The sequence below is a fragment of the Microbacterium sp. NPDC007973 genome (assembly GCF_042958465.1).
Taxonomy (GTDB): domain Bacteria; phylum Actinomycetota; class Actinomycetes; order Actinomycetales; family Microbacteriaceae; genus Microbacterium; species Microbacterium galbum.
Map to the genome: position 1 here is coordinate 896,154 of NZ_JBIBJJ010000001.1, position 24,494 is coordinate 920,647.

Consider the following 24,494-nt stretch of genomic DNA (forward strand, 5'->3'; position numbering starts at 1 on the left):
TCAGAGCTTGATCTCGATGTTGACATCGGCCGGGAGGTCGAGGCGCATCAGCGAGTCGACGGCCTTGGGCGTCGGGTCGATGATGTCGATGAGGCGCTTGTGGGTGCGCATCTCGAAGTGCTCGCGGCTGTCCTTGTACTTGTGGGGCGACCGGATGACGCACACGACGTTCTTCTCGGTCGGAAGGGGAACCGGGCCCACCACGGTGGCGCCGGCACGGGTCACGGTGTCGACGATCTTGCGCGCCGACGAGTCGAGCCCGGCGTGGTCGTACGACTTCAGGCGAATGCGGATCTTCTGTCCCGCCATTGTCTGCTCTCTCTCTTTCAGCGTCTTACCCGACCTGGGGCATTGGACGCACGGTGGTGCTGACGCACCCTGGCACTTCCCCTCGCTCGCGCGAGAGATGCTGCACCGCTGTTCAGCTGTCAAACCGGATGCCACGTCGTGGCCTCCGGCCCGCCCCGCGCACGCACGCGTGCGAATCCCGTGAAGGATGAGGGGTTCGGTGTGGTGTTCTGCTGCCCGCGGCCCAGGACCCTGCGCTTCCGCGCCGCCTGTGCACTGCCGAGACAGTGATCCTGGCGCGCGCCGAGCGCACGCCGGAATGTGGAACTGGACTAGTCTACGGACCCCCGGCACGTGTCGCAAACCCGGGCGTGTCGCGTGCGGCGGATGCTCAGGATCACCCTTCGAACCCATCCCGAACCGGCGGAGCTGCGCCATAGGATGGTCGCGCCTGGGGGGCGACCACAACGACCATCGCGCGTCTCCGGCCGGACAGGAAGGCACGGATGAGTCCTGCTGACGACGGGTCTGCACCCGCGACCGTATGCACCGTCGACGCGATGGGCGTCGTCGTCGACATGCGCACCGACGCCCCCCTGCCGGACGGGATGCGCTCCCGCATCCTGGAGGCGTGGCGCGATTGCCGCGTCGGGGCCGAGGACACCCGCGGTCGTCGCGTGCTGAAGCTCCACCCCGACGCGTTCGTCGACCCCGACGGCGGGCTCTCGAACCTCTCCACCCTCGTCACCCTGGAGGCGCTCGACGCCCTCCGCGGCACGCGGCTGCTCTTGCACGCTGCCGGGGTGGCCACCGAGGACGGCCGCACGATCGCGCTGGTGGGACCCTCCGGCCGCGGCAAGACCACGGCATCCCGTCATCTGGGACAGCACTTCAGCTACGTGAGCGACGAGACCGTGGCCGTCGCCGACGACCTCGCGGTGAGCCCCTATCGCAAACCGCTCTCGGTCATCACCGAGGGGCTCGTCCACAAGGAGCAGATCGCGCCCAGCCACTTCGGGCTGAAGGGTCTGCCCGCTGTGCCGCTCCGGCTCATCGGGCTCACGCTCATCGACCGCCGGCCCGAATCCCCGACGGTCGGCCCCGAAGTCGTCGACCTCATCGACGCCGTCTGCGAGATGACCCCGCAGATCAGCTACCTGCCGGAGATGCCGGCCCCGTTGCAGCGGCTGGCGCGACTGTTCGACACGATCGGCGCCCCCACCCGGTTGATCTACCGGGATGCCACCGAGCTCCCGGCCCTCGTGCAGCAGATGTTCGATGCGCCCCCGCCGCGCGCCGAAGCCTGGACGCTCCCCCGCCGCACGGACTCCGTGGGTCCGTGGCGGGCCACCGCGTACGACGACGCGATCCTCGTGGACGGCCGCGCGTGCATCCTCCGCGACGGTGTGGTGACGGCGCTCGAGCAGCTCGGACGCCTCGTGTGGACGCTGTGTCTCGCGGGGGCGTCCGAGGAGGCGATCACCGAGGCGGCGGAGGCGGAGTTCGGCGAGCCGGCGGAGGGGAGCGCGTCGGCGGTGATCCGTTCCACTCTCGACGAGCTGCGTACACGCGGGTTCATCGAGGCCGCATGACCGATCGGACCTCTCCCCCGGTGCCGCGTGCGCGCGGATGGCGACGGGTGCGCCGGTCGCCCGTGACCCACGTGATCGCGGCGTTCATCGTGCTGGCCCTCGTGCAGCTGTTCCTGGTCAAGCCGTTCCAGGTGCCGTCGGAGTCGATGTCGCCCACGCTCGAGACCGGCGACCGCATCGTGGCCGACCGGATCTCGCTCGCCGTATCCGACCCGGCGCAGGGCGACGTCGTCGTCTTCTCGCGCCCCGACGCGTGGAAGACGGATGCCGCGCCGCGCGGAGCGCTGCGGACGGCGGCGGGGTGGGTCGGCGACCTCGTCGGGTTCGGTCCGAGCAACCTCGATGCGCTCGTGAAGCGCGTCGTGGGGACCCCGGGGTCGACGGTGCGGTGCTGCAGCGCTGAGGGGCAGGTCGAGGTCGACGGGGTCGCGCTCGACGAGAAGTACGTTCGCAACGACCTGCCCTTCATCGCTGGACAGCTCGACTGCGAGAGCGCCCCCACGTCCTCGCGATGCTTCGGCCCCATCGACGTTCCCGAGGGCCAGTACCTCGTGATGGGCGACAATCGGGCGAACTCGGCCGATTCGGTCGTCGGATGCCGAGGAGCCCCGGCATCCACGGACTGCGCACGCTTCGTCGACCGCGCGGACATGATCGGCGAGGTGCGCGCGATCGTGTGGCCCCTCGACCGCGCGTTCGGCCCGCTGGACTGACGGCGGGCGGGCCGCCGCTCCCCCATCCGCGGCGTCCTAACGACGACGGCGCCGCCCCCGAGGTGGGAACGGCGCCGGCGCGAATAGGTGTCAGGCGTTGCCGATGTGCTTGTCGACGTTCTGACGGACCTCGTCGACCTTCGCGTGCTGCTCGGCCGGCACGACCTTCTTGATCGCGTCGGCGGCCCCGTCGAGGATCTTGTCGCTGACCTCTTCGGCCTTCTCGCTCTTGAGCGCCTCTTCGATCTTGTCGCGGTTCTCGTCGAGGAGCTTCTTGCCCTTGTTGATGATGTCGTCGACGCCCATGGCGTTCCCCCTCACTCGGTCGATCCGGCCGGAACGCCGGGTCGATTCACCGCTCATTGTGGCGCGCGTGGTCATCGCGGGGGAAGACGTTGACGCGCACGGACGACGAAGGGCGCCGCGCGGTGTGCGCGACGCCCTCGTGTCACCGGTGGGTCAGATGGTGACGCCGCTGTCGATCGTCTCGAAGTTGACGGCAGAGGCCTCGACGACGGCGCGCGTCGGCGGCAGCGTGTTTCCCGAGGTCGGGCGGAGGATGACGTACGGAGCCGGAACGCGGTTCGCCGAGCCGTTGAGCAGCTGGCCGGAGTACGAGAACGTGATGCTGCCCGACGTCCCAGACGCGACGGTGCCGCCGGACTGGGTCCAGCCGCGCAGGTTCTGGAGGATCGGGGTGTAATCGCCCGATCCCGACCACTTCACCGTGATCGTGGGCGCCGACGCGTAGTAGGAACCGGCCGGGTACTCGTCGCCGTTTCCGTCGTAGATGAAGAACCCGAAGCCCGAGGTCGACTGGTTGATACGGATCTCGTTCGGGTTGCCGCCACGGTAGGTGGAGATCGACGTGCCACCGTCGAGCGTGCTCGCGGACCCCGACGGCACAGGCTGCGGTCCGGTCGTGCTGGCGGAGGCCAGCGGCGCGGCGACGGCCACGGCGATGACGGGCGCGGCCCAGGCCGCGGTCTTGATGACGGCGCGACGGCTGACGGAGCCGGTCGCGGTCTCGGAGTTCTCGGTGCTCATGTGTGCCCCCCAGGGGTTTGATCGGATGTCTCGTCCGTCATCGGGTGAGGAACGAGGTGACAACACGGCGATGATCTCGACGCGGGGAGGTGAGCACGCGGGTGAGTGGCGGAAGACGGCGTCTCGGGTATGAGAGATGGCGCGTCAGGCGCGAACCGCGTGCGGGCGGCGCGCAGCGCGCACGCGCGTCGGAGAGGGATGCCCCTCAGCGGCGAACGCCCGAGCAAGAGACGAGCCGTTCGCGAGACCGCAGGTGTGCGCCACCCGCTCGATCGAGAGCGAGGAATAGGCCGGATCGCGCAGCAGTGTCATGGCGTGCCGAACACGCGCGCCCCGGATGCTGCGGTCCATCGTCGTGCCGCGCGCCGTGAACTGCCGCTGCAACGTGCGCAGCGATGTGTTCAGCTCCGCGGCGACGGACGCCGCCGACAGGTCGGGATCCCCGACGCGCGCGGTGATGACCGACAGGGCGGCCGCGTGCAGGTCCGCCGCGGGCTTGTCGTGCCGGGCTTTCAGCGACGCCACGACGACGCCGACGATCATCTCCTGCAGCAGTCGCTCCATGAAGTAGAGCGAGAGCCCGGTCTGCCGGTCCCGCGTCGTCGCGCAGGTCCACGCGAAGGTCAAGAACGGCCAGAAGAGGGCGGATTGCGTGTCGATCGCGTGCGCGAAGGGAGCCTCGATGCCGATGCCGTTCAGCACCTGAGCGGGGAACGTCAGCACGAGGTGGCACTTGGCCGCCGGGGGCGTCGCCGCCTGCGCTCGTGAGGCGAGCAGCGCCGTGCTCGGCCCCTTCTCGGTTACCGCCCCACGGATGGACGGAGGGCGATCGAGCGCGATGAACAATGAGACCTCGTCGTCCGCGGCTCCGGATGCCACGGACACCGGTCGCGCGTGAACACTCGCGCGAATACGCACGCTGCCGAATCCGGCTTCGATCGGAGCGGTGTCGTTGAGCGCGATGACCACCGACGCCCCCCGACGCAGTACGACAGGACCGCACCGGATGCGCGATCGTCGCGCCGGATCGCAGCCCAGCGCGTCACCCATGCAACCGGGAGGACCGCAATGCTTTCGCGGTGGAACGTCAAGGGATTGTCAAGATTGCGCTAAGACTTGCACAATTCGCGCAGCCGGGGGCCGCGAGCGGTGAAGCTCACGGCATCCTTCCTGCCTCAGAGCCCGGCGGTGGCTCGAAGAGATCGAGGATCGTCAGCTGGAGAAGCCGGCGACGAACGGGTCGCACGACGGATCGATCGTGACCGGGGTGTCGCTCGCCGTCGGGGTGTGGCGCAGATCGAGCGGTCCGAGCGGGCCGGAGGGCAGCTGCACGGTGTACGAGACGGTGCGGGTCTCGCCCTGGCCGAGCGTGACCATACGGCTCTCGCCGGTGTTGCCGTTCTCGTTGCCGCTGCGCGACAGTGACGCGATGTCGCCCTGCCCGGGATCCATCGCCGTGATCGTCGCCCCGGGAGGTGCGAAGAACAGCGTGTCCAGCATCATCGTGCGCGGAGGCAGGCCGTAAGAGCTGTTGCGGAAGCCCAGCGTGTAGGCGTTCGTGATGTCATCCGTGATGCCGTTGCGCATGTTCATGCTGACGTTCACGGTGCGATCCGCTGCGTTGCACGAGGCGAAGACCTCGGTTGAGAGGTGGTACTCCAGCTTGCTGACCGAGAAGTCGTTCAGGTAGATGCCCAGCTGCGTCGACGCGGCGTTGTCGCCGCGCAGACCGCCGTCGAGACCGACCTCCGTGACGAGGGACTGGGCCTGCTCGTCGGTGAACCAGAGGTTGATGCGCTGCTCCTGCGCGCTGCGCGTGAGCTGGTCGAACATGGCGATCGGGTTCCACTGCCCGGCGGCGAGGCGCGAGAAGACCGTCGACGACACGGCCGCGAAGAACTCGTCGGACGAACGTCCGTTGTCGCCGGCGTCGCCGTAGCGCTGGTAGGCGTCGCTGAGCACGAGCTTCACCGCGTTCTCCGCGGTGATCTGCTCACCGGTCGGCAGATCGACGGGTCCGAGAACCTCGAGCATGTGCGCGAGCACGACCGGGTCGATCGAGATCACACCGTCGAACTGCGAGCCGTCGGTGCGCTTCCACAGCGATTCGAACAGCCGTGCCGTGGTCGGGAAGTCCGGTGAGAACGTGAAGTCCTGCGAGTACCGCGTGAACGTGTCGGGGTAGAGCGCGAGAGTGCTCTCGGGTAGGTCGAGCGCCGAGCGGCCGGCTTGACCGGCCGCGTAGAACGCCATCGAGTCGGACTGCTCCTTGAGCTCTATGCGTCCGTTGTCGACGACCATGACGCTCGATGCGGCGGGGTTGCCGCCGGTTGCGCGGATTTCGGCGTTGTTCTGGAAGAGCACCAGGTACGTCTTCGGTCCGTCGGCTCCCGCGGCAGCCAGCAGCGACGGCAGGTACTTCTGCACCAGCGTGAGCGAGGGGGCCGCCTGATCGACGATCTGGGCGACCTGGTCGAGCGGCTCGGTGACGATGGGCAGCAGGTTCGTGCGGTCGATCCCGTCGGTGACCACCTTGGCATCCGTGAACGCGGCGGTGATCTCGGGCAGAGCGCCCTCGGCCGCGCGGAAGGGCTCGAGGTTGATGCCCCCGCCTTCGACGGCGAGCGACGAGAAGTCCGAGGCCGACAGCAGCGCGACCGTCGGCGGGAGCGCCCGCGCGGTCAGCTCTCGCGTCATCGCGGTGAGGCTCTGCACCGCCTCGGTGTTGTCCTTGACGAGAGGAAGGGAGGATGCCAAGTCCCAGAGCGGTCCGGACGAATTGGCGTCCGCCCGATTCGTCTGCTCGAGCACCTCGCCCGAGACCTGGTTCAGACCCGCGATGTCGCGGTTGGCGACGATCTGCGGAACGAAGGAGAGCTTCGCCTGCGCCCCGAGGAGGTCGGTGCGCACGACGCCCGCCTGGTGGGCGAACGCGAGGGCGACGGCGGCCACGCCGAACACGGCGAAGCCGAGGGCGCCCAGGGTCCAGCCGGTGATGGCGGCGGCGAGGGAGGCCCGCGGGGAGGGCTTGAACGTTTCGTTGGCGCCGGGGCGGCGTGAGCGGTCGCGCCGCGAGCTTGTGTCAACAGAGCTCATAGATACGTCCCCGAGGCGTTGCTCGCGTTGGTATCGGTGTCGTCCGGGTTTTCGGTCGAAGGACCTTCTGGCGTCTTCTCCGGCTGCGGAATGGAGGGAGTGGTGCCTGAAGGCGTCGGCGTCGGCGTCGGCGTCGGCTGCGGCTGCGGCTGCGGCTGCGTGGATCCACCCCCGGTGTTCGATCCACCCGAGCCCGGGTTGCGTGTCGGCTGCTGGGTGGGCGTCCGCTCGCGTTCGGCCTCTTCGAGAGCGAGCACACGCTGATTCTCCGCGCGAAGAGCGTCGACGGCCGCGGCGTAAACGGGCATCTCGGCGAGACCGTCTCCGCCCGCCTGCTGGGCCGCCGTCACGCGTGCGGCCGCGTCGGTGACCGCCGAACGGAAGGTTTGAGCCGCGGAGTCGTTCTCGACGACCAGCTTGTCGGCCTCCGTCTTGATCGTGGATCCGAGCGCCGTGAGCTGCGACTTGAAAGCCGACACCGCCGCGGTGATCTGCGTGCGGGCGTCGCGCGCGTCGGTGATCAAGGTGGGCAGTGATTCGCGGGCGAGGCGAACGCCGTCGATCGCCTTGCCCACGTCAGCAAGCGACTTCTCGTCGATCGACGCGCGCTGGTATTCGGGGATGGAGACGGGCGTCGCCGTGGCGGACGCCTGCAGCAGCGTGCCCCGAGCCGTCTCGGCCGCGCCCAGGGTTGCTCCGTCGACGCGGCCCTGCAGAGCTACGAAGACCGACTCACTGGCCTGAGCCAGCGATGCTGCCTCCGTCACCGAAGCGTCGTAGAGGTCGGCCGCGGTCTGCAGCACCTTCGTGTCATTGGCGAGCTCCGCCTCGCGCTCGCGAAGACTGACCATCGCGTCGTCGGCGGGGTTCGCCGTCGCGCGCTGTACGACCGCGAAGGACGCCGTGCCGACGATGGCGAGCACCGCGACCACAGCGGCTGCCACGCTCAGATAGTTGACCGCGCCGGCCTTGCGTCGTCCCCCGAACAAGGGCCGCTTGCCGACTTGCGCCAGTTCCGGGGCCTGCCAGCCGGCATCCTCGGCGGACTTGCCGCCGGCGCCGACGAGCGCAGACAGAGCGGCGCGAGAGTCGGGTGTGGATGCGGGGCGGGAGCCGCCGACGAGGGCCTTCAACGCGCTCGGAGAATCGTCGGACGACGCCCGCGGCGACCCGCCGGTCAGGTCGGAGAGATCCTCCGATTGGGAGGGCGCGGAGTGCGGGGCGCTCTCGCCCACGAGGGCGCGCAACCGCGCCGATTCCGAAGCGGCTCGCGCGTCGACCGAAACAGCAGCCGCAGCGCCCACCAGGTCGCGCAAAGCGCTGTTTTCTGTCGGGGCCTTCGCCGCCGAACGTGCGTTGCCTTCTGATTCGGTCGAGGATCCGACGAGCTTTCTGAGATCGTTCATGGCGTCTCCTCGGCGCATCTCCGGCGCCGTTCTGCGAATGTCGTAGGGTAGTCGAGGGGGCGCCGGGTACGGCGCGGATTGTCTCGGGCAAGAATAGCCGCAGAAATCGCGCGCATCCGCCGGGCACCTACTCACCTACACGACGGGCGAATGGACGAGGCTTGGAACTGCGCGACTATCTCCGGATCCTGCATCGCAATTGGATCCTCATTCTGGCGCTGACGGTTCTCGGCGGCGCGGGTGCGTACGGGTACTCGCTGGTACAGACGCCGACCTACGAGGCGAGCACTCAGCTATACGTTTCCGTTCGTTCAGACAGCACGGGGGTCAGTGAACTCGCGCAGGGTACGAACTTTGCTCGCCAGGCTGTCGTCAGCTTTGTCGACGTCGTGGACAGCGCGCTAGTGCTCGACCGCGTGATCAACGACCTCAACCTCGACACCACCGCCCAGGATCTGGCCCGCTCCGTCGACGCCTCGTCTGCCACCAACTCGGTGATCATTTCGATCCGGGTCTCAAGCGAAAACGCAGAGCAAGCTGCAGCCATCGCAAATTCGGTCGGCTCTAACTTCGCGGACGTTGTCGTGAACCGGCTGGAAAAGCCGGACGGAGATGCCGCAAGCCTGGTCCGTGTCGAAACTATTGCGCCCGCTCTAGTCCCCACCTCCCCCGCATCTCCACGAATTCCCGTGAATGTTGTTCTGGGCATCGTTTTCGGCCTCGCGCTGGGGCTCGGGGTAGCGGTTCTTCGATCATTCCTCGATACCCGAATTCATTCTCTGCACGACATCGAGGCCGCCACCGAGGCCCCTGTACTTGGTGGCATTGCCCTCGACCCGGACGCGAAGAAGCGACCACTCATCGTTCACGCGGACCCTCGAAATCCGCGTGCCGAGTCGTTCCGCAGCCTGAGGACGAATCTCCAATTCGTCGACGTCGATGGCTCGTCACGCTCCTTCGTCGTGTCGAGCGCAGGGCCGGGCGAGGGGAAATCGACCACGACAGCAAATCTGGCTATCGCTCTCGCTGAAACCGGAGCACGAGTCGCGCTGGTGGATGGCGATCTGCGTCTGCCGCGTGTTGCGGACTACATGGGCATTGAGGGTGGCGTCGGTCTCACCGATGTATTGATCGGCCGGGCGGAACTCGTAGACGTTCTTCAGCCATGGGGAACTGGCAAACTCTTCGTGTTGCCCTCCGGGCGGACCCCTCCGAACCCCTCGGAGCTTCTCGGAAGTCAGGCAATGCAACGGACGCTCACCGCCCTGGCCGACGCCTTTGACTACGTACTGGTCGACGCACCTCCCCTCCTTCTCGTAACCGACGCGGCGGTGATCTCTCGCTTCACAAGTGGAGTACTGATGGTCGCAGCCTCGGGCACGACGAAGAAGCCCCAACTGACCGCGGCAGTCGAGAAGCTCGGCGCAATTGGCACGCGCCTCTTCGGAGTCATCGTCACGATGCTGCCCGCGAAGGGGCCCGACAGCTATGGATACGGGTCCTATTCCTACGCTGAATCTCTCGCAGACCCTTCAGAGCGCACGCGCGCTGGTCGCAAGAAAGCGAAGGCGAAGAAGTCATGACTTTCCGCGTCCTCATGGTTTGCACCGGCAACATCTGCAGGTCACCCACCTCTGAACTCCTACTCGCTCGCGAACTCGCTCATGTAGACGGCATCGAGGTGGCGAGTGCCGGCACCGCAGCGCTTGTTGACGGCAGCATCCCGACGCCCGCCCTGAATCTGCTTGCGGAGTCCGGAGTGGACGGGTCAGCGCACCGAGCGCAGCAGTTCACTCCCGAGCTACTGCGCTCGTCGGACCTCATACTGGCAATGGCCCGCGAGCACCGCCGCGCGATAGTCGAGCTCTCGCCCGCAACCACCCGACGAACCTTCACCATTCGCGAATTCGCTCGAGTCATCGGGCACCTAGGGCAATGGGACGGAAAGTTAACCCACGCCAGCGCGGACGACCGTCTGCGCTCTGCGGTGAATGTGGCCGCTGGCCACCGGGGGCTAGTCCCGCAACCCTCGGATCCAAGCGAGCTCGATGTTGTCGACCCCTATCGGCGATCGGACGATACATACCGGCTCTCCTACTCGCAGCTTCAGCCGGCCGTTGAGACCGTTGGAGATTTCCTGGCCCGCGCCGCCGGCTCCTGACGAAACATGTTGCTCACTTCGTGGTCATCCGCCGCTAGAAAGAGCCTGTTACGTTCGGGCCTTGGGAAGAGCGGAGGCTCTCGACCCCGGTGGTCAGCTGCGTTTTCGACCGCCAACGCCCTTCCTTTCATTGATCTCCTATTTTCGATCAACCCCCGATTTTGGAGTACGCACTAATGACTACACCCCGTCGCGCACTGGTCACAGGCATCACTGGCCAGGATGGTGGACACATTGCAAGCCTGCCCCACTCGAAGGGCTACAAAGTATTTGGCCTCATCCGAGGGCAGAACAATCCGCGGCGTGAAGCCACCCAAGCCGAGTATCCGTACGTAACGCTGATTGAAGGCGACCTCACCGATCCCACATCCGTTGTGCGGGCCGTAGAGACAAGTGATCCCGACGAGTTCTACAACCTCGCTGCCATCAGCCATGTCGGATACTCGTTCAAGAACCCAACACTCACCGCAGACGTCACCGCAAAAGGTGTGCTCAACGCTCTCGAAGCAGTGCGTATAACGGGGCGGGCTCAGAAGACCAGGTTCTACCAGGCTTCTACTTCTGAGATGTTCGGAGGACTCGATTACAACCGCCCTGGCGCCGGGTACAACGAGAATTCCCTGTTCCACCCCCGTAGCCCCTACGGTGTCGCCAAGCTTTACGGTCACTGGATCGCGAAGAACTATCGCGAGAGCTACGATATGTACGTCGCCTGCGGCATTCTGTTCAACCACGAGGGCGAGCGCCGCGGCGTCGAGTTCGTCACCCGCAAGATTACGCACGCCGTTGCGCGAATCAGCCTCGGGCTTCAACCCCACATCGAGCTAGGCGACCTGTGGCCAAAGCGGGACTGGGGCTACGCGGGGGACTACGTCGAGGGCATGTGGCGGATGCTGCAGCACGACACCCCCGATGATTTTGTGCTCGCCACCGGTGAGACGCACTCTATTGAGGAATTCCTGACCCTCGCTTTCGCGGAAATCGGTATCGACGACTGGACCCCGTACGTCGTGCAAAACCCGGCGTTCATGCGCCCCGCCGAAGTCGATATCCTCCTCGGCGACCCCGCGAAGGCCGAGGACGAACTTGGATGGCGACGAGAGGTCGACTTCCCCGGACTCGTCCAGCGCATGGTTGCCCACGATCTGGCGGAACAGGCCCGCTTGCAGCAGCGATGACCCACACGCTCGTCGTCACGGGCGCGAATGGCTTCGTCGGGTCGCAAGTCGTTTCCTTGGCGGCACAGCGCGGCCTCACGGTGTGGGCGGTGGGCCGCGAGACTATCCCCGCACCCGCAGTCGCCTTGCACGCCGATCGCTACTTCTCCGCTGATCTGGCCGAGGGCTGGCCCATTGCGGACTCCTTCGACGCGGCTGTGCACCTAGCCGGTCTCGCCGCGGTGGGACCGTCCTTCGCGGACCCTCAGCGCTACATCGAGATCAACAGCCGGATCATGACGCATCTCGGTGAAAGCCTGACGTCTCGGGGCGAGCACCCGCGCATGATCGTGGTGAGCTCCGGCGCGGTCTATGCGCCGACACCCTCTGGAACCGTCGACGAGAACAGCCCAACTGCCCCGTCGAGCCCCTATGTCTTCGCGAAGCTTCTCGTCGAGCAGCAGGCCCGCTATTACGCCACACGTGGTCTGGACACGGTAATTGCCCGCCCGTTCAACCACATCGGCCCGGGCCAGAGCCACGGATTCATCGTCCCCGATCTCACCGCCGCCGTCCGCGCGGCGACACCGGGCGAAGCTGTCCGAGTCGGCAACCTCGCGGCCCAACGCGACTACACCGATGTGCGAGACGTAGCATCCGCGTACCTGACCCTCGCGACCGCGCCCGCACACGCCCACGACCTCTACAACATCTCCACCGGTAGCTCACGGAGCGGCCACGGTCTACTCGCAGTCATCAGCGACGCGCTCAACCGTCACGACCTGACCGTCGAGGTCGACCCGCAGCGCATTCGCCCCAACGACCCGCCGCGCATCGCCGGCGATTCCTCGCGTCTGCGAGACGAGTTCGGATGGGAACCTTCTATCCCCTGGGAAGACTCGGTCCGCGAGTACGTAGCATCCGTCTCTGGGTGACACATCCCTTCCCCGCATCGCCCATCGAGGAGATCCCTGTGACCACCGAGAAGCTGGACAATAGCGACGTCGCGATCGCGCACGACTACCTCACCCAACGAGGCGGAGCCGAGAAGGTCGTCCTGGCTTTGCAGCGCGCTTTCCCGTCGGCGCCGATCTACACGACGCTCTACGAGCAGTCGACCACCTACCCCGAGTTCGCGAGCTCGACGATCATCACATCGCCGCTGGACCGGATCGGCCCGCTCCGGCGCTCACATCGGCTGGCTCTGCCCTTCCTCGCCTGGGCCGCGTCCCGCATCCGGATACCGGCCCGTCACACGATCGTCAGCTCAAGCGGCTGGGCGCACGGCTTCGTCACCAGCGGCTCCAAGATCGTCTACTGCTACTCCCCCGCGCGTTGGCTGTACCAGCGAGACGCTTACTTCGGATCGTCAAAGCGCACCCCGCGACGCCTCGTGCTGAACGTGCTCTCGCCCTTCCTCAAGCGCTGGGACCGACGCGCCTCGAGGACGGCGACGACGTACTTCGCGATCTCGACGGTCGTGCAGCAGCGCATCAAAGACACGTACGGCATTGACGCGGAGGTGCTCCCCGCACCCCACACCGTGGACATGACGATCCGGCAGGAGCCCGTCGAGCTGCCCGCAGCCCTCGCCGCCGAACCGTTCTTCCTCTGCATCTCGCGGCTCCTGCCCTATAAGAACGTCGACGTCGTCATCCAGGCATTCAACGAGCTCGGTTTCCCGCTCGTGATAGTCGGCGCAGGCCCAGAGGAGCGTCGCCTCGCCTCCATGTGCGGAGATAACGTCGCGATGGTCAAGAATCTCACCGACGGCCAGATCCAGTGGCTGTACGCACGATCCCGCGCGGTGGTGTCGGCCAGCTTCGAGGACTTCGGCCTCACTCCGATCGAAGGCGCCGTCCATGGCAAGCCCTCGATCGTGCTGCGCTGGGGCGGGTTCCTCGACACAATTGCGGAGGGCGTCACCGGGGTCTATTTCGATTCACCGACCCCCTCCGACGTCGCAACGGCCGTCCGCGACTTCACCACGCGCGACTGGGACGGCGACCGCATCCGCGCGCATGCGGAGCTGTTCACCGAGGAGCACTTCGCCCGACGCCTGCGGGATGAGATTGCGCGGATTGACGCACTCCCGACGGGCGGCCGTGGGGAGGCGGCATCGTGAGCCGGCCGACGCGCCCGGGTGGTGTGAATGTCGTCTTCGCTGATCACTCCAGCGAACGCGGCGGAGCGGAGTTCGCGCTGGTGCGTCTTCTGCAGACGTCGCAGCCGTGGCATCCGACCGTCGTCCTGCCTCGCGCCGCGCCCGGGGCGACCAATGTCTTCGCGGAATCCCTGCCGGAGGGCGTCGCCCTTGTACAGACCGGCCCCCGCCATGTGGCACGACAGCAGGGCGGTTCGGGGGCGCTCGCGGCAGCGCGTCTGGCTGCCAAGATCCTTGCCTCGGCGTTCGATCTCGCGCGACTCCGAGCGGTACGTGACGCTGACGTGCTCGTAGCGAACACCACGCGCGCAAGCGTCTACGTGGCGGCAGCGGGTGCCCTCACCCGCACGCCGTTCGTCGTGCACATCCGCGATCTCATCACCGAGGATGCCATCGGCGGACCCGCCACGCATCTCATGCGACAATTCGTCCTGCCGCGAGCCGCAGGAATCATCGCCAACTCGCGGGCCACGCTCGAGACCGTGCTGCCCTACGTACGCACCGACGTCGTCGACGTCATCCCGAGCCCGTCCGGTCTGCACCCGGTGGATCCCGCGACCGTCACCGTGCCGGCGACGGTCGCACGGATCGGCCTGGTCGCCCGGATCGACCCCTGGAAGGGCCAGGAGTTGCTTCTGCGCGCCTTCGCGTCCGCTTGCCCGGACGGGGGCGCCCGGCTGGTGTTCTTCGGGGGACCGTCATTCGGCCACGAGGAGTTCCTGCGGGACCTGAACGCGCTCGCGCGGGAGCTCGGTGTCGAGGAGCGGGTGGAGTTCGCCGGACACAGCAGCGACATCGCCGCCGCGATCGACTCGCTAGACGTCTGCGTGCAGTGCTCATTGAGACCCGAGCCTCTCGGACAGAACGTGCTGCAGTACCTGTCTGCCGGCAAACCCACCATCGTCTCAGGGGAGGGGGGGCCGGCCGAGTGGGTGGCCGATCGGGATAACGGCCTCGTGTTCGCTCCGCGGGAGGTCGAATCGCTCGCCGCCGCGATCCGAACGCTCATCGACGACTCGGACCTGCGCGGCAGACTCGCGCGTAGAGCCGCAGCGACCCCCGATCTGCTCGTGGACGAGGAAATCGGTATCCGGATCCGTGACGTCGCCGAGCGGAGCGCGAATTGGTGAACCAGATCTGTTTCATCGCCGCCCCTCTGATCGCCCGCAGCGGCGTCTACAACTCCACTATTGAGCTGGTGCGCACGGCCCGTGCCGCTGGCCTCGAATGGTCTGCGGTGCTCGGGGTCTCGGCGAAGGCTGGCGGTAGGGCAACCGAGGAGGACGGCATCCGCGAACTGGAGCTCGAGCCGTCCGGAATTGGGGGCGTTCGGCGCCTCAGCCGCGACCTCTCTCGACTCCCCGAGGTCGTCGCGGCCGACCTGCGCGTCAGCATGGTGCCGCAGAGCGACATGGCGCTGAGCCTGGGCCCGGCGCCATGGGTCGCCTACCTGCGCGGACTCCCCTGGCCTGCACCGACCGAGGCGGGCGCGCTGAAGACCGCCGTCTGGCGCACTCTGGAGCTGCTGGCCCTGCGGAGAGCTCGCGAGGTGTGGGCAACGACGCCGACTCTGGCGAGCGACGTGGGCGGAGCAGTCGATCGCCTCGTCCCGCCGGGACTGGTGCCGCCGACGACTCCACCGGCGTCCGGCGCGGCATCCGGCGACGTCGTCTGGGCGGCACGCTTCTCACACGATAAGAATCCGGAGCTGTTTCTTCGTGCGCTCTCCGGAAGCGGCATCACAGGCGTGATGTACGGGTCCGGCCCGCTGGAAGAGCAAATACGCGCGAGCGCACCCGCCAACGTCCTAGTCGGGGGCTGGCGTTCACGCGAGGACGTGTGGGCCTCAGCGCGTATATACGTCGGGACATCCACCCGGGAGGCGTTCGGCCGCAGCGCCGTCGAAGCGGCGATGCTCGGCATCCCCCTGGTCGTCTCCCGCGCGTTCGGCTGCGCCGAGATGCTCTACACCGACGCTGCACTCGCACGCGCACTCGTGCTCGACCCCGCCGAAGTGCCCGCGTGGGCCGCTGCCATCGCGCGCCTGTCGACGGATGAGGCCTTCTACGAGGAAGCCTCCGCGCATGTGCGCGCGAACGCCTCGCTCCTGACCGTCGAGTCAGCGGTCGAAAACGTGCGCTCCGCGGCATCGCGAATTCGCCTGGTCTGAGGGTCGACCGCCGACCGCGGTTCAGGCCCAGCGTCCCGCGGGCGTGCCGGGGCGTCGGACCCCGCTCGTTAGCGCCTTGGGCGGCAGCGTTTTGCGCGGGCCTGGCTGGCACACTATGCCAACTAGAAGAGGGAACCAGTAGGACTGCTGGTCGTAGAACGCCGAGGTCGCAGCGAAAAGAACCATCGCCATCATGAGACCGGCAGGAACTGCGGCGGTCTTGCTTCGCAACGAGTGCGCGAACAGGCGGATGAAGCCTACCGTCGCAAACACCGTCCAAAGGAAAAAGAACAATCCACCCTGATACCACGCGTGAAGAATGTAGTTGTGCACTGGCGTATAGCCGTTGTAGGTGCCGGCGTTCATTGAGTCCATGCCGACACCGACGAGCGGATTGGCGCTAATAAAACGCCACGCCCATTCGTAGGTCAAGATTCTCGTGCCGACGGAAGCTGCGCCGCCGTCTACGTCGGCAGTACCCAACACCACCTCAAGGCGGGTGGTGATGGGGGATATCGCGCCGAGCGGATCGAGACCGCCTGCGCCGGCGAAGATCGCCACGAGCGCACCACCCAGCACAACGGCAATGAAAGCAGCAACGAGACGACGCTTCACCGCGAGGATGACCACAACACCCGTCATCATTGCGAGCATCGAGCTCAGGCTCCCACTGAAAACGAGCGCCAGCAAATTCAAGACGAAGAGCGCCGCGAGGAGTACCTTCAGCGTGCGACTTGCCCGGGGGAAGGCCGCAAGTAGCGCAAGCATCGCCAGGACGGACATGATGCCGAGAACGTTCGGGTGCCCCGCCAACCCGGAAGCACGCCCGAAGATCAGCTCGGTCTCGAACGGCGTGCCACCAGCGAGCTGGATCATGCCGATAACGGCGGAATAAGACTGGGAAAGCACGAAGGCGGCCCCAACGACCCAGAGAAACGCCCTGCTTCTGAGCACATAGTACCGGAGCACAAAAGGTGCGAGGCCTACGAGCAACCCAAGTTGGATTCCGACCGAAAGGCTCGCGGCAATATCTGAAGAGACGCCCGAAATCAGACCACCAAGAGGTATCAGGAAGATTCCAGACACCCACAGCATTGGGAAAGGAGGACGCGCAACTCGTCCGCCAATAACACACAAGACCAAGAAAATTAATACCGACCACGAGATCCTCGAGGCTAGCGTGGCGTCCGATACGACGAAGCGGTCGAGAGGCAAGAGGGCAGCGAGGACGCTGAAGAAGGAGATACCGATGATGTGTCGGCGGCGTTGGGCCTCACCAGTAGCCGCTGGACTTACGCCCGGAACAGTGGAAGTCATCGACGCTTCCGGACCACTGTGAGCACTTCCCGAACCTGGCTTCGATAGATCGGTACTGCGAACAGCAGCACCCCAAGGTATACAGCGCATGCCGCCAGGCCGATAACGATGGCCACGACAGGTGCACCGACCATTGAGGTTACCAGAAGACCAATTCCGGCCACGGGGAAGCCCATCGAAAACACAATGGCCAGCGCGGAAACGATGAGACGTCCCGTGGGCGTGTCGGTTGCGCGCGCGGCCCACAGCATCTGCGCGATCCAAAAGACGGCGTATCCGGCGCTCACACCCCACGCCACCCCCAGGAGCCCGAAGGGCAGGCCCGCCAGGATGCCGACGACGATGACGGGCTGCGCGACGAGGTAGAACCGGAACTGCCGGCCCGCGTGCCCCTTCGACAGGAACAACCAGTACGGCACCTGACCCATGGCGCGGAAGACCCCGGAGATGGCCAGGACCTGCAGAACCGGAGCCGACGCGATCCAGGCCTCGCCCAGCACGACGCGCACCAGAGGCTCGGCCATCCCGACGATCGTGCCGTAGCAGACCGACGCGAGGCCGACGCTGAAGAACTGCCCGGCCCGGATGAAACGGTTGAACGCCCGGGCGTCGTCCTGCACGCGAGAGAGGATAGGGACAGCCACCCGCGACATCGGCGCGGTGAGCTGGGTCAACGGCAGGACGACGATCTGATAGGCCCGGTTGTACAGACCGAGCTGCGTGCTGCCAACGGTGAGACCCAGCGCCACGGTGTCGAGGTTCTTCGACAGGTAGGCCAGGGTCTGCGTCCCCGCAAGGGCTCCGCCGAAGCGGAGGAATCGCCGGATGGACGTCGACCGGGAGTACCCCCGCGGCCACCACCGGGCGAGGAGGAGGTCCATGACGAGTCCCCCCGCGGCGATCACCAGCGCCTGGATCACGAGAGCCCCGTATCCACCGATGCTTACCGCCCACACGATCGCCGCCGCGAGACCCAGGGCCTGCGGCAGAGCCTCGGTGAAGCCGAGCACCATGAAGCGCAGGTCCCGGTTGATCTGCGCTTTGAACTGCGTCGCGATGCCGTTGATGAGAAAGGTGAAGGCCAACGCGTGCGTTATGTCGACGAGCTCGGGGCGTCCGTAGAACGCCGCGATCGGCTCGGCGAGTAGGAAGGCGATACACGTCAGGACGGCACCGATGAGGGTGTTCGCCCAGAAGAGGTTCGACTTCTCCTCCGGCGAGACGGTCTTGGCCTGCACGCTCGCCATGGAGAGGCCCATGTCCCGCAGGAGCTCTCCGATGCCGATGAGCGCGGTGACCATCGCGACGAGGCCGTAGTCGGCCGGGTCGAGGAGTCGGGCCAGGATGACGATGCTCAGGGCGAGCAGCACCAGCCGCACCCCCTGCCACAGCACCGTGGCTCCGGCCCCGCCGAGCGCCGACCGCCCCAGACTCTTAGCGGCCATCCACGACCCCCAGCGGGGCACCCATGGCACCCTGCGCCACGTCGTCGATGCGACGCACCGCGGCCGCCAGGAGGCGCTCGGCCTCGGGCCGACGTTCGAGCGCAGCGGCCACCACGGCGTCCACGGAGGCCGCGTCGGCATCCGCGACGGGCACGGAGACCCCCGAGTATCCGATCGCTTCGAAATGGCGCCCGACCTTGTAGTTCGGCCCCATAGACAACGCCAACGGCACGGCGCCCTCCGTCATGGCGACTATGAGCACGTGTAGACGGTCGCTCAGCACGAGCGCCGAACGGCGGTACACGTCGCGGAGAAGCCGCTCCTGCTCGCCGTGCGTGCGCCCGTCGGACCAGTCGACCAGTTCCGCGTCCAGCGCGGCAGCCAGTTCCTGCGACCGGGGAGAGTCTCGCCCGACCTGGGTCACGACGGCGATGCCGAGACCCCGGGACCGCGCCGCTTCGCGAACGGCCGAGACGAGGGCCGGGGTGAGGACGGGTTTGTCCGAGCGGTACGAGAGCACGAGCAGGTCACGCCCCTCGGACTCGGTGGACCCGCGTTCGGCGAATCCCCAGTCGGGCATGACCTCGCCGAGCCGGAAGGTCGCGTAGGTGTCGGCATCCCGCCATGCCACGATGTTGCTCAGCCGGAAGAGAGCCCGGTAAACAGGGGTCAGGCGCGGCTCGGGACTGCGCTGGCCGAGCCCCAGACGCAAGACCCGTCCCCGCTGCAGCCGGATCGCGAGAGAAGCCGGCACCATCCGCAGCTGCGCGAGCAGATAACGGCGCCCGAGGATGAGCTCACCGGGCTTGTCGACGAACCACGTGCCGCGACCTCGACGGATAGAGCGCCAGAGCGCCGACCGCCACGCCGCCTTTTCGTGGTAGACGACGTCGTCGTCGGACAGCGCGAGCGCGGTGACGAACTCCGGCGTCGCCGGTCCCAGGAAGACGTGCAGTGTGCCGCGCGTTCGGAGCTGGTCGAACATCGTGCGACGCAGGACCACATCGCCGATGTTGTCCTCCTGTCCCGAACCCAGAACGAAGATCGTTGTCATTGCGATGTTTCTCTATCCCTCAACCGATTCCGCGGGGCGCGCGTACTCCGTGATGAGCCGACCGCGGCTCGCCCCGATCCATCCGATCCCGCGCGTGACGTAGGCCGCGCTGCGGGCCTGCACTCCGCGCCCCGTCACGAGGTCACGGGCGATGGCGGCCGCGCCGTACGCCACCCGCGCCGCTCCGTCGAGGACGAGGCGCGGGCGCGAACGCGCGCGCAGCATCATGCGTCCCGACACGTTCCCCTCACGGATGCCGCGGCGCCAGATCCAGCGCAGGTTCGCGCGCTCGGGCGGCACGTCTTCGTCGACGACCGCCTCGTCGCACCACACCATGCGCGCGCCGGCGTCGCGCAGCACCCGGAAGAACGCGGTGTCGCTTCCGCCCGTGAGGGAGAACGTCTCGTCGAACCGCGGGAACCCCAGCGAACGCAGGTAGTTCAGCCGCACGAGCGTGTTGTTCGTGGCCGGCGACAACGACGGGTCGCCGGTGCGGAACCGGGCCCGCTGGATGAACCCGCCGCGCGCGATCCACGCCGGAGCGTCCGGGGGCAGCACCGAGATGACGGGCCCCGACACGACGTCGGCGTCGTACTGCGCCTGAGCCTTCTCGAGCTCGCCCAGCCACCCGGGCCGCACCCGCTCGTCGTCGTCGACGAAGATCAGGAACCGGTCGTCGTCGGCGACTATATCTAGGCCGCGGTTGCGCGCAGCGGCGATCCCGGGGCGCGGCTCCACCGCGTACTCGATGTCGAGCGGAGACTCCTCGCACACGGTGCGCGCCGTGCCGGCGGCGTCGTTGTCAACAACGGCGATCCGGACGCGGCGGCCGACCACCTCCGGCTCGAGGGACCGGAGGAGGTCGTCGAGGAGATCGGGTCGCTTGTACGTGGCGATCGAGATCAGGAAATCTGCCATGGCTCGTCGTTCCTGTGAGTCGGGGAGAGGTCGGGCATGGTCTGGCCGTGAGCGGTGAGGGCGCTGCGCGCCGCGTGCCATCCGGCCATCCCGTGGACACCGGCGCCCGGCGGAGTGGCCGCCGAGCACAAGTAGACCCCCGGCAGGGGGGTACGCCACGGGCGTGCGGTGAGGGTCGGGCGGGTCAGCAATTGCGCGAGATCGACACGACCGCCCAGCACGTCACCGCCGATGAAATTCGGGTTCAACTCAGCGAACGAGGTCGCGGGTCGCACCTCACGGTGCACGATCGTGTCGCGGAATCCGGGCGCGAAGGTCTCGACACGTCGGATGATCGCTTCTGCCGGGTCGCGGTGCGAGCCGTTCGGGACGTGCGCGTAGGCCCAGACGATCTCGCCTGTCGACGACTCCGGCAGACGCGATCGGTCGAGGCGGGTAGGCTGCGACATCAGCACGAACGGCGCCGCGGAGTGGCGGCCGCGCCGGGCATCGATCTCGGCGCGCGAGATGTCGCGCTCCCAGCCGCCCAGATGCACGGTGCCGGCGTCGCGGAGCCGCGCGTCCGACCAGGGCACCGGCTCCGACAGCACGAGATCGAGCTTGGCCGCGGCGTTGCCGTAGCGATACCGACCGAGACGGGCGCGGTAACGCGTCGACAGCAGACTCCCGGCCGCGCGCGCGAAACCGCGGGGACCGGTATCGAACAAGGCGATGTCGCCTGGTGTCCAGACCTCGCGGATGTCGTCCACCAGCGCGTCGGTGACGATCCGGCCTCCATGCGCTCGGATGTCGTCGACCATGGCATCCGCGATGGCACCCGACCCGCCCACCGGCACCGGCCACCCCACCGAGTGCGCCTCGGCGGCGAGGACGGCACCGACGAACCGGCCGGCCATCGAGCCGAACGGGGCCGCCCCGTGGGCGACGACACCCGACGCCAGAGCACGCGCGGGGCCGGTCAGCGCCGAGAACCCGACCGCGCTGGATGCCAGCGCCAGCGCCCCCACCACCTCGGCGGGCCGCCCGCGCAGCGCAAGACCGCTGAGAGCCCGAACCGCGGAGATGTTCCCCACGAGCGGACGCATGACCACGCCCCACCCGCGCCCGGACGGACCGAGTTCCTCCACGGTTCGAGCGAGGTCGCGGTAGGCGACGGCCGATCTCCCCTGGAGCGCGTGCGCGAACGAGATCTCCGGCGTCACGAAGGGCACACGCCGGTCGAGACCGAAGGACGTGAAGAATTTCGACGCCAGCGCCATCGGGTGCACCGCGGAACAAACGTCGAACAGCCCACCGCCTTCGGAAAACTCGGCGGTGCTGAGGCCTCCGCCGGGCCTGGAATTCTTCTCGTACACCGTCACGTCGTGACCGGCGCGCGCCATGACGACGGCCGCGGCCAACCCGTTCGGTCCGCTCCCGACGACGCTGACCCTCACCCGCACCGCCTACGCACGCTGCACCGGAGCGGTCGCCGACGGCCGTCGCGAGACGATCCGGTGAACGATCCACATCACGACGGGCGAGAAGAAGACCGCGTACACCAGCGTGTAGTCGATGAACGAAATGCCCAGTGTCAGGTAGACGCCGGTGTGAAAGCACGCCAGGAGCAGGATCCAGCACCGATAGATCGTCGGGGTGAGGACGAACACGATCAGCAGGCCCTCGGCGGCGATCGTGGCGTAGTCCAGGAGCTTCCAGAAGAGGTCGGCGTCCAACGGCAGGAGCCATTGGCCCAACGGGCCCGGCTTCTCGCCAATGGCGATGTCACGGGCGATGTAGCCCCGGGTCGCCTGACGCGACGGGTCGAGCCAGCCCCCGAGGACCTTGGGCACCGCTGCGGAGAGCATCGCCCAGCCGATGGTCATGGCGTACAGCAGGACGGGCATGCCGCGAGCGGGCAGCAGATCCCGACCCCGCCGTGTGCGCCACCACGCGTCGACCGACCACCGGCTCCCCCAACCGGCGAAGACGAGGAACAGCGGCACCAGCTCGAAGAGGATGAAGTGGTCGACCTTAGAGAAGGAGTACGAGATACCGGCAGCGGTGACCATTACCGCGGTCATCAGGATCGAGGTCGGAAGAGTCAGGATGCCGAGGGCAAGCAGCACCGCGAGCACGAAGCGGATCACCGATAGGGCGATGAGCAGCCCCTCGGGCGGCACGCTGTGGAGGAATCCGAACAGCCCCGGTCGCGGGTGGACGAATTCGTCCGGCACGGCCGCGATCCACAGGATGTCGACGGGGAAGAGCAGGAGCCACAGCCCGTAGGCGATGCGTAGGACGGCCAGAAAACGTGCGTCGGGGCGATACGACTCCGCCGCACGGACGATGAGTCCTTCCAGGCGGGCGATCACAGCGTCACCTCAGTGACCCGGCATGGCTGACGATCAGAAACGCTGGCGTCCTTCACGTCGACCCTCGCGTCCTCCCAGCACAGGCGCAGATCGGAGATGTCGTCACGTCCGGTGACGTCCTGGACGCGTCCGCGGAGCCACTCCTTGAGGTGCGGAGAGACGTTCTCGCCCTTCGGGGGCGCGAACACGTAGTCCAGCGATGGCCGCGCCGTGGAGAAGCGGAGCGTGCTCATGATTGCGTACGGATCTATGTCGGCGGACGTACCGTCGTCGAACTCTACGGAGCCGGACACGAACGTCACGGGGTACGTTCCGTCCGTGCCGGCCGCGAGGCCGAAGCTGGGCATCCGGACCATTGGATACGGTTCGGGCCGGACCTTGAAAGAGATGAATCCCTGAATGGCGAGGAAAGCGAGGAAAGAAGCAACCAGGATCAGCCGCCACGGACGTCTCACCGATGTCTCCCGCTCATAAGTCGAATCCACCACGGCTCCCCTCCGTCGCTTCCTAGTGCGCCGCTTCGAACTCGCGGAACACCCGTGCGCCCGCATCCCACAACCGCCGCAACGACGCTATCAGCCGCGCATGTCGGCCAGATGACGGACCGACCACCGTCACGTGCGGCCGGGGACATCAAGATCGTCAGGGCGCTAGGGTGACGTCGATATACGCCCGCTCGCCCGATTCTTTGGATGAGACATTCACAAGTAGTGCGTTCTTGCCTGCATCGTCCTGGGTCAGCCCGAGCGTGAATGCCCCCGCGCCCGACGAAACGCCGGACTTCACCGCCTCCGTCAGATCCGTTGCAACACGCGATGCCGTCCTCGGCGCCAAGAAACTACCCACCAAGTCCCCCACGGCCGGACGGTTTGCCCACGTCACCGACCCTTCCGACCACGCCCCCGTCGCCCGATGCACGTCCACCCGCATCACCGCGGGATCCGTCCCCGCCTCCTGAATCACCGCATTCGTCGACAAGACCGCCGACGTCACCGACTTCCCCGCCAGCGCCGACAAATCAAACTTCAAATACGACACTCGTTCAGCCGTCGTCGCCAAAGGACCTTTCACCCGCAACGACCACGACGAACCATAATTAGTCGACGAATTTCCACTATCCGTATACGCATCCTCCGACACAAAGATACGCAACGACGTCGGATTTGGATCCACCACCTTCACATCCACAGAAGACGACACCACCACGCCCGCAGCCTTCGCTGTAACCGTCAACGTCGACTGCCCTGGTGAAACCGCTTTTACCGACCCTGACGCCGACACCTGGAGCACTCCCGGAACCGACGAAACCACTGACACGTCGGCTCCTGAAAACTTGCGACCCATCGTGTCCTTCACCACGATCGATGGCGTCACCTCCGCGCCCAACGACATCGGTGACGGCACCCCCGATATCGACACCGACTTGACCACCCCCGGCGGCACAGCCGCCGTCGCCGGCGCTAGGGTGACGTCGATATACGCCCGCTCGCCCGATTCTTTGGATGAGACATTCACAAGTAGTGCGTTCTTGCCTGCATCGTCCTGGGTCAGCCCGAGCGTGAATGCCCCCGCGCCCGACGAAACGCCGGACTTCACCGCCTCCGTCAGATCC

General features: G+C 67.0%; 23 protein-coding genes. 9 read left to right on the forward strand and 14 right to left on the reverse strand.

Going from position 1 to position 24,494, the window contains the following annotated elements:
• A complete protein-coding gene (gene rpsJ, locus ACFZA2_RS04515) occupies positions 1–309 on the reverse strand; it encodes a 30S ribosomal protein S10 (protein ID WP_013584016.1) in 309 nt (102 codons plus the stop codon).
• A gap of 485 nt (positions 310–794) precedes the next feature.
• Here rpsJ and ACFZA2_RS04520 point away from each other — a divergent pair, with 485 nt between their 5' ends.
• Complete coding sequence (locus ACFZA2_RS04520; RefSeq protein ID WP_391401140.1) at positions 795–1,880, forward strand: PqqD family peptide modification chaperone; 1,086 nt, start codon at positions 795–797, stop codon at positions 1,878–1,880.
• Entirely contained in the window at positions 1,877–2,593 is a 717-nt protein-coding gene (gene lepB, locus ACFZA2_RS04525; protein ID WP_391401141.1) for a signal peptidase I, read from the forward strand. Before ACFZA2_RS04520 ends, lepB begins: the two co-directional genes overlap by 4 nt.
• 90 nt (positions 2,594–2,683) lie before the next feature.
• On the opposite strand, the gene ACFZA2_RS04530 is transcribed toward lepB, so the two are convergent.
• The 5 genes from ACFZA2_RS04530 to ACFZA2_RS04550 all read right to left on the reverse strand — a co-directional run bounded on the left by ACFZA2_RS04530 (position 2,684) and on the right by ACFZA2_RS04550 (position 8,142).
• Positions 2,684–2,899 carry a hypothetical protein gene (locus ACFZA2_RS04530; protein ID WP_275797916.1) on the reverse strand — a complete coding sequence of 72 codons (216 nt, stop codon included), beginning with the start codon at positions 2,897–2,899 and terminating at the stop codon, positions 2,684–2,686.
• 153 nt (positions 2,900–3,052) lie between these two features.
• Positions 3,053–3,640 (reverse strand): hypothetical protein, encoded by a 588-nt coding sequence (locus ACFZA2_RS04535; protein WP_315993617.1) that lies wholly within the window; start codon positions 3,638–3,640, stop codon positions 3,053–3,055.
• A 144-nt stretch (positions 3,641–3,784) separates the two neighbouring features.
• Positions 3,785–4,609 (reverse strand): helix-turn-helix domain-containing protein, encoded by an 825-nt coding sequence (locus ACFZA2_RS04540; protein ID WP_391401146.1) that lies wholly within the window; start codon positions 4,607–4,609, stop codon positions 3,785–3,787.
• 243 nt (positions 4,610–4,852) lie between these two features.
• A complete protein-coding gene (locus ACFZA2_RS04545; RefSeq protein WP_391401149.1) occupies positions 4,853–6,736 on the reverse strand; it encodes a DUF4012 domain-containing protein in 1,884 nt (627 codons plus the stop codon).
• Positions 6,733–8,142 (reverse strand): hypothetical protein, encoded by a 1,410-nt coding sequence (locus tag ACFZA2_RS04550; RefSeq protein WP_391401152.1) that lies wholly within the window; start codon positions 8,140–8,142, stop codon positions 6,733–6,735. The genes ACFZA2_RS04545 and ACFZA2_RS04550 overlap by 4 nt, the downstream gene beginning before the upstream one ends.
• A gap of 161 nt (positions 8,143–8,303) precedes the next feature.
• Here ACFZA2_RS04550 and ACFZA2_RS04555 point away from each other — a divergent pair, with 161 nt between their 5' ends.
• The 7 genes from ACFZA2_RS04555 (at position 8,304) to ACFZA2_RS04585 (ending at position 15,794) form a co-directional block, all read left to right on the forward strand.
• On the forward strand, positions 8,304–9,725 hold the full coding sequence (locus ACFZA2_RS04555; protein ID WP_391401155.1) for a polysaccharide biosynthesis tyrosine autokinase: 1,422 nt from the start codon (positions 8,304–8,306) through the stop codon (positions 9,723–9,725).
• Entirely contained in the window at positions 9,722–10,303 is a 582-nt protein-coding gene (locus ACFZA2_RS04560; RefSeq protein ID WP_391401158.1) for a low molecular weight phosphatase family protein, read from the forward strand. The genes ACFZA2_RS04555 and ACFZA2_RS04560 overlap by 4 nt, the downstream gene beginning before the upstream one ends.
• Positions 10,304–10,479: 176 nt before the next feature.
• Positions 10,480–11,481, forward strand: a complete 1,002-nt coding sequence (locus ACFZA2_RS04565) for a GDP-mannose 4,6-dehydratase (RefSeq protein WP_391401161.1) — start codon at positions 10,480–10,482, stop codon at positions 11,479–11,481.
• Positions 11,478–12,395 (forward strand): NAD-dependent epimerase/dehydratase family protein, encoded by a 918-nt coding sequence (locus ACFZA2_RS04570; protein WP_391401164.1) that lies wholly within the window; start codon positions 11,478–11,480, stop codon positions 12,393–12,395. The genes ACFZA2_RS04565 and ACFZA2_RS04570 overlap by 4 nt, the downstream gene beginning before the upstream one ends.
• Before the next feature lie 38 nt (positions 12,396–12,433).
• On the forward strand, positions 12,434–13,585 hold the full coding sequence (locus tag ACFZA2_RS04575) for a glycosyltransferase (protein ID WP_391401167.1): 1,152 nt from the start codon (positions 12,434–12,436) through the stop codon (positions 13,583–13,585).
• Entirely contained in the window at positions 13,582–14,754 is a 1,173-nt protein-coding gene (locus ACFZA2_RS04580; protein ID WP_391401170.1) for a glycosyltransferase family 4 protein, read from the forward strand. Before ACFZA2_RS04575 ends, ACFZA2_RS04580 begins: the two co-directional genes overlap by 4 nt.
• Positions 14,751–15,794, forward strand: a complete 1,044-nt coding sequence (locus ACFZA2_RS04585; RefSeq protein WP_391401173.1) for a glycosyltransferase family 4 protein — start codon at positions 14,751–14,753, stop codon at positions 15,792–15,794. Before ACFZA2_RS04580 ends, ACFZA2_RS04585 begins: the two co-directional genes overlap by 4 nt.
• Before the next feature lie 21 nt (positions 15,795–15,815).
• On the opposite strand, the gene ACFZA2_RS04590 is transcribed toward ACFZA2_RS04585, so the two are convergent.
• The 8 genes from ACFZA2_RS04590 to ACFZA2_RS04625 form a co-directional block, all read right to left on the reverse strand.
• Entirely contained in the window at positions 15,816–16,880 is a 1,065-nt protein-coding gene (locus tag ACFZA2_RS04590; RefSeq protein ID WP_391401176.1) for an O-antigen ligase family protein, read from the reverse strand.
• Positions 16,881–17,107: 227 nt separating this feature from the next.
• Positions 17,108–18,556, reverse strand: a complete 1,449-nt coding sequence (locus ACFZA2_RS04595) for a lipopolysaccharide biosynthesis protein (protein ID WP_391401178.1) — start codon at positions 18,554–18,556, stop codon at positions 17,108–17,110.
• Positions 18,546–19,610 (reverse strand): hypothetical protein, encoded by a 1,065-nt coding sequence (locus ACFZA2_RS04600; protein WP_391401181.1) that lies wholly within the window; start codon positions 19,608–19,610, stop codon positions 18,546–18,548. Before ACFZA2_RS04600 ends, ACFZA2_RS04595 begins: the two co-directional genes overlap by 11 nt.
• Positions 19,611–19,622: 12 nt before the next feature.
• On the reverse strand, positions 19,623–20,528 hold the full coding sequence (locus tag ACFZA2_RS04605; RefSeq protein ID WP_391401184.1) for a glycosyltransferase family 2 protein: 906 nt from the start codon (positions 20,526–20,528) through the stop codon (positions 19,623–19,625).
• Positions 20,513–21,970, reverse strand: coding sequence for a phytoene desaturase family protein (locus ACFZA2_RS04610; protein ID WP_391401187.1), 1,458 nt, complete (start codon positions 21,968–21,970; stop codon positions 20,513–20,515). Before ACFZA2_RS04610 ends, ACFZA2_RS04605 begins: the two co-directional genes overlap by 16 nt.
• A gap of 3 nt (positions 21,971–21,973) precedes the next feature.
• Positions 21,974–22,882, reverse strand: a complete 909-nt coding sequence (locus ACFZA2_RS04615; protein WP_391401190.1) for a hypothetical protein — start codon at positions 22,880–22,882, stop codon at positions 21,974–21,976.
• Positions 22,879–23,370: a hypothetical protein gene (locus tag ACFZA2_RS04620; RefSeq protein ID WP_391401193.1), complete on the reverse strand. Its 492-nt coding sequence runs from the start codon at positions 23,368–23,370 to the stop codon at positions 22,879–22,881. Before ACFZA2_RS04620 ends, ACFZA2_RS04615 begins: the two co-directional genes overlap by 4 nt.
• Before the next feature lie 154 nt (positions 23,371–23,524).
• Positions 23,525–24,494, reverse strand: a 970-nt coding sequence (locus ACFZA2_RS04625; protein ID WP_391401194.1) for a DNRLRE domain-containing protein, incomplete at its 5' end; no start/stop codon positions are given.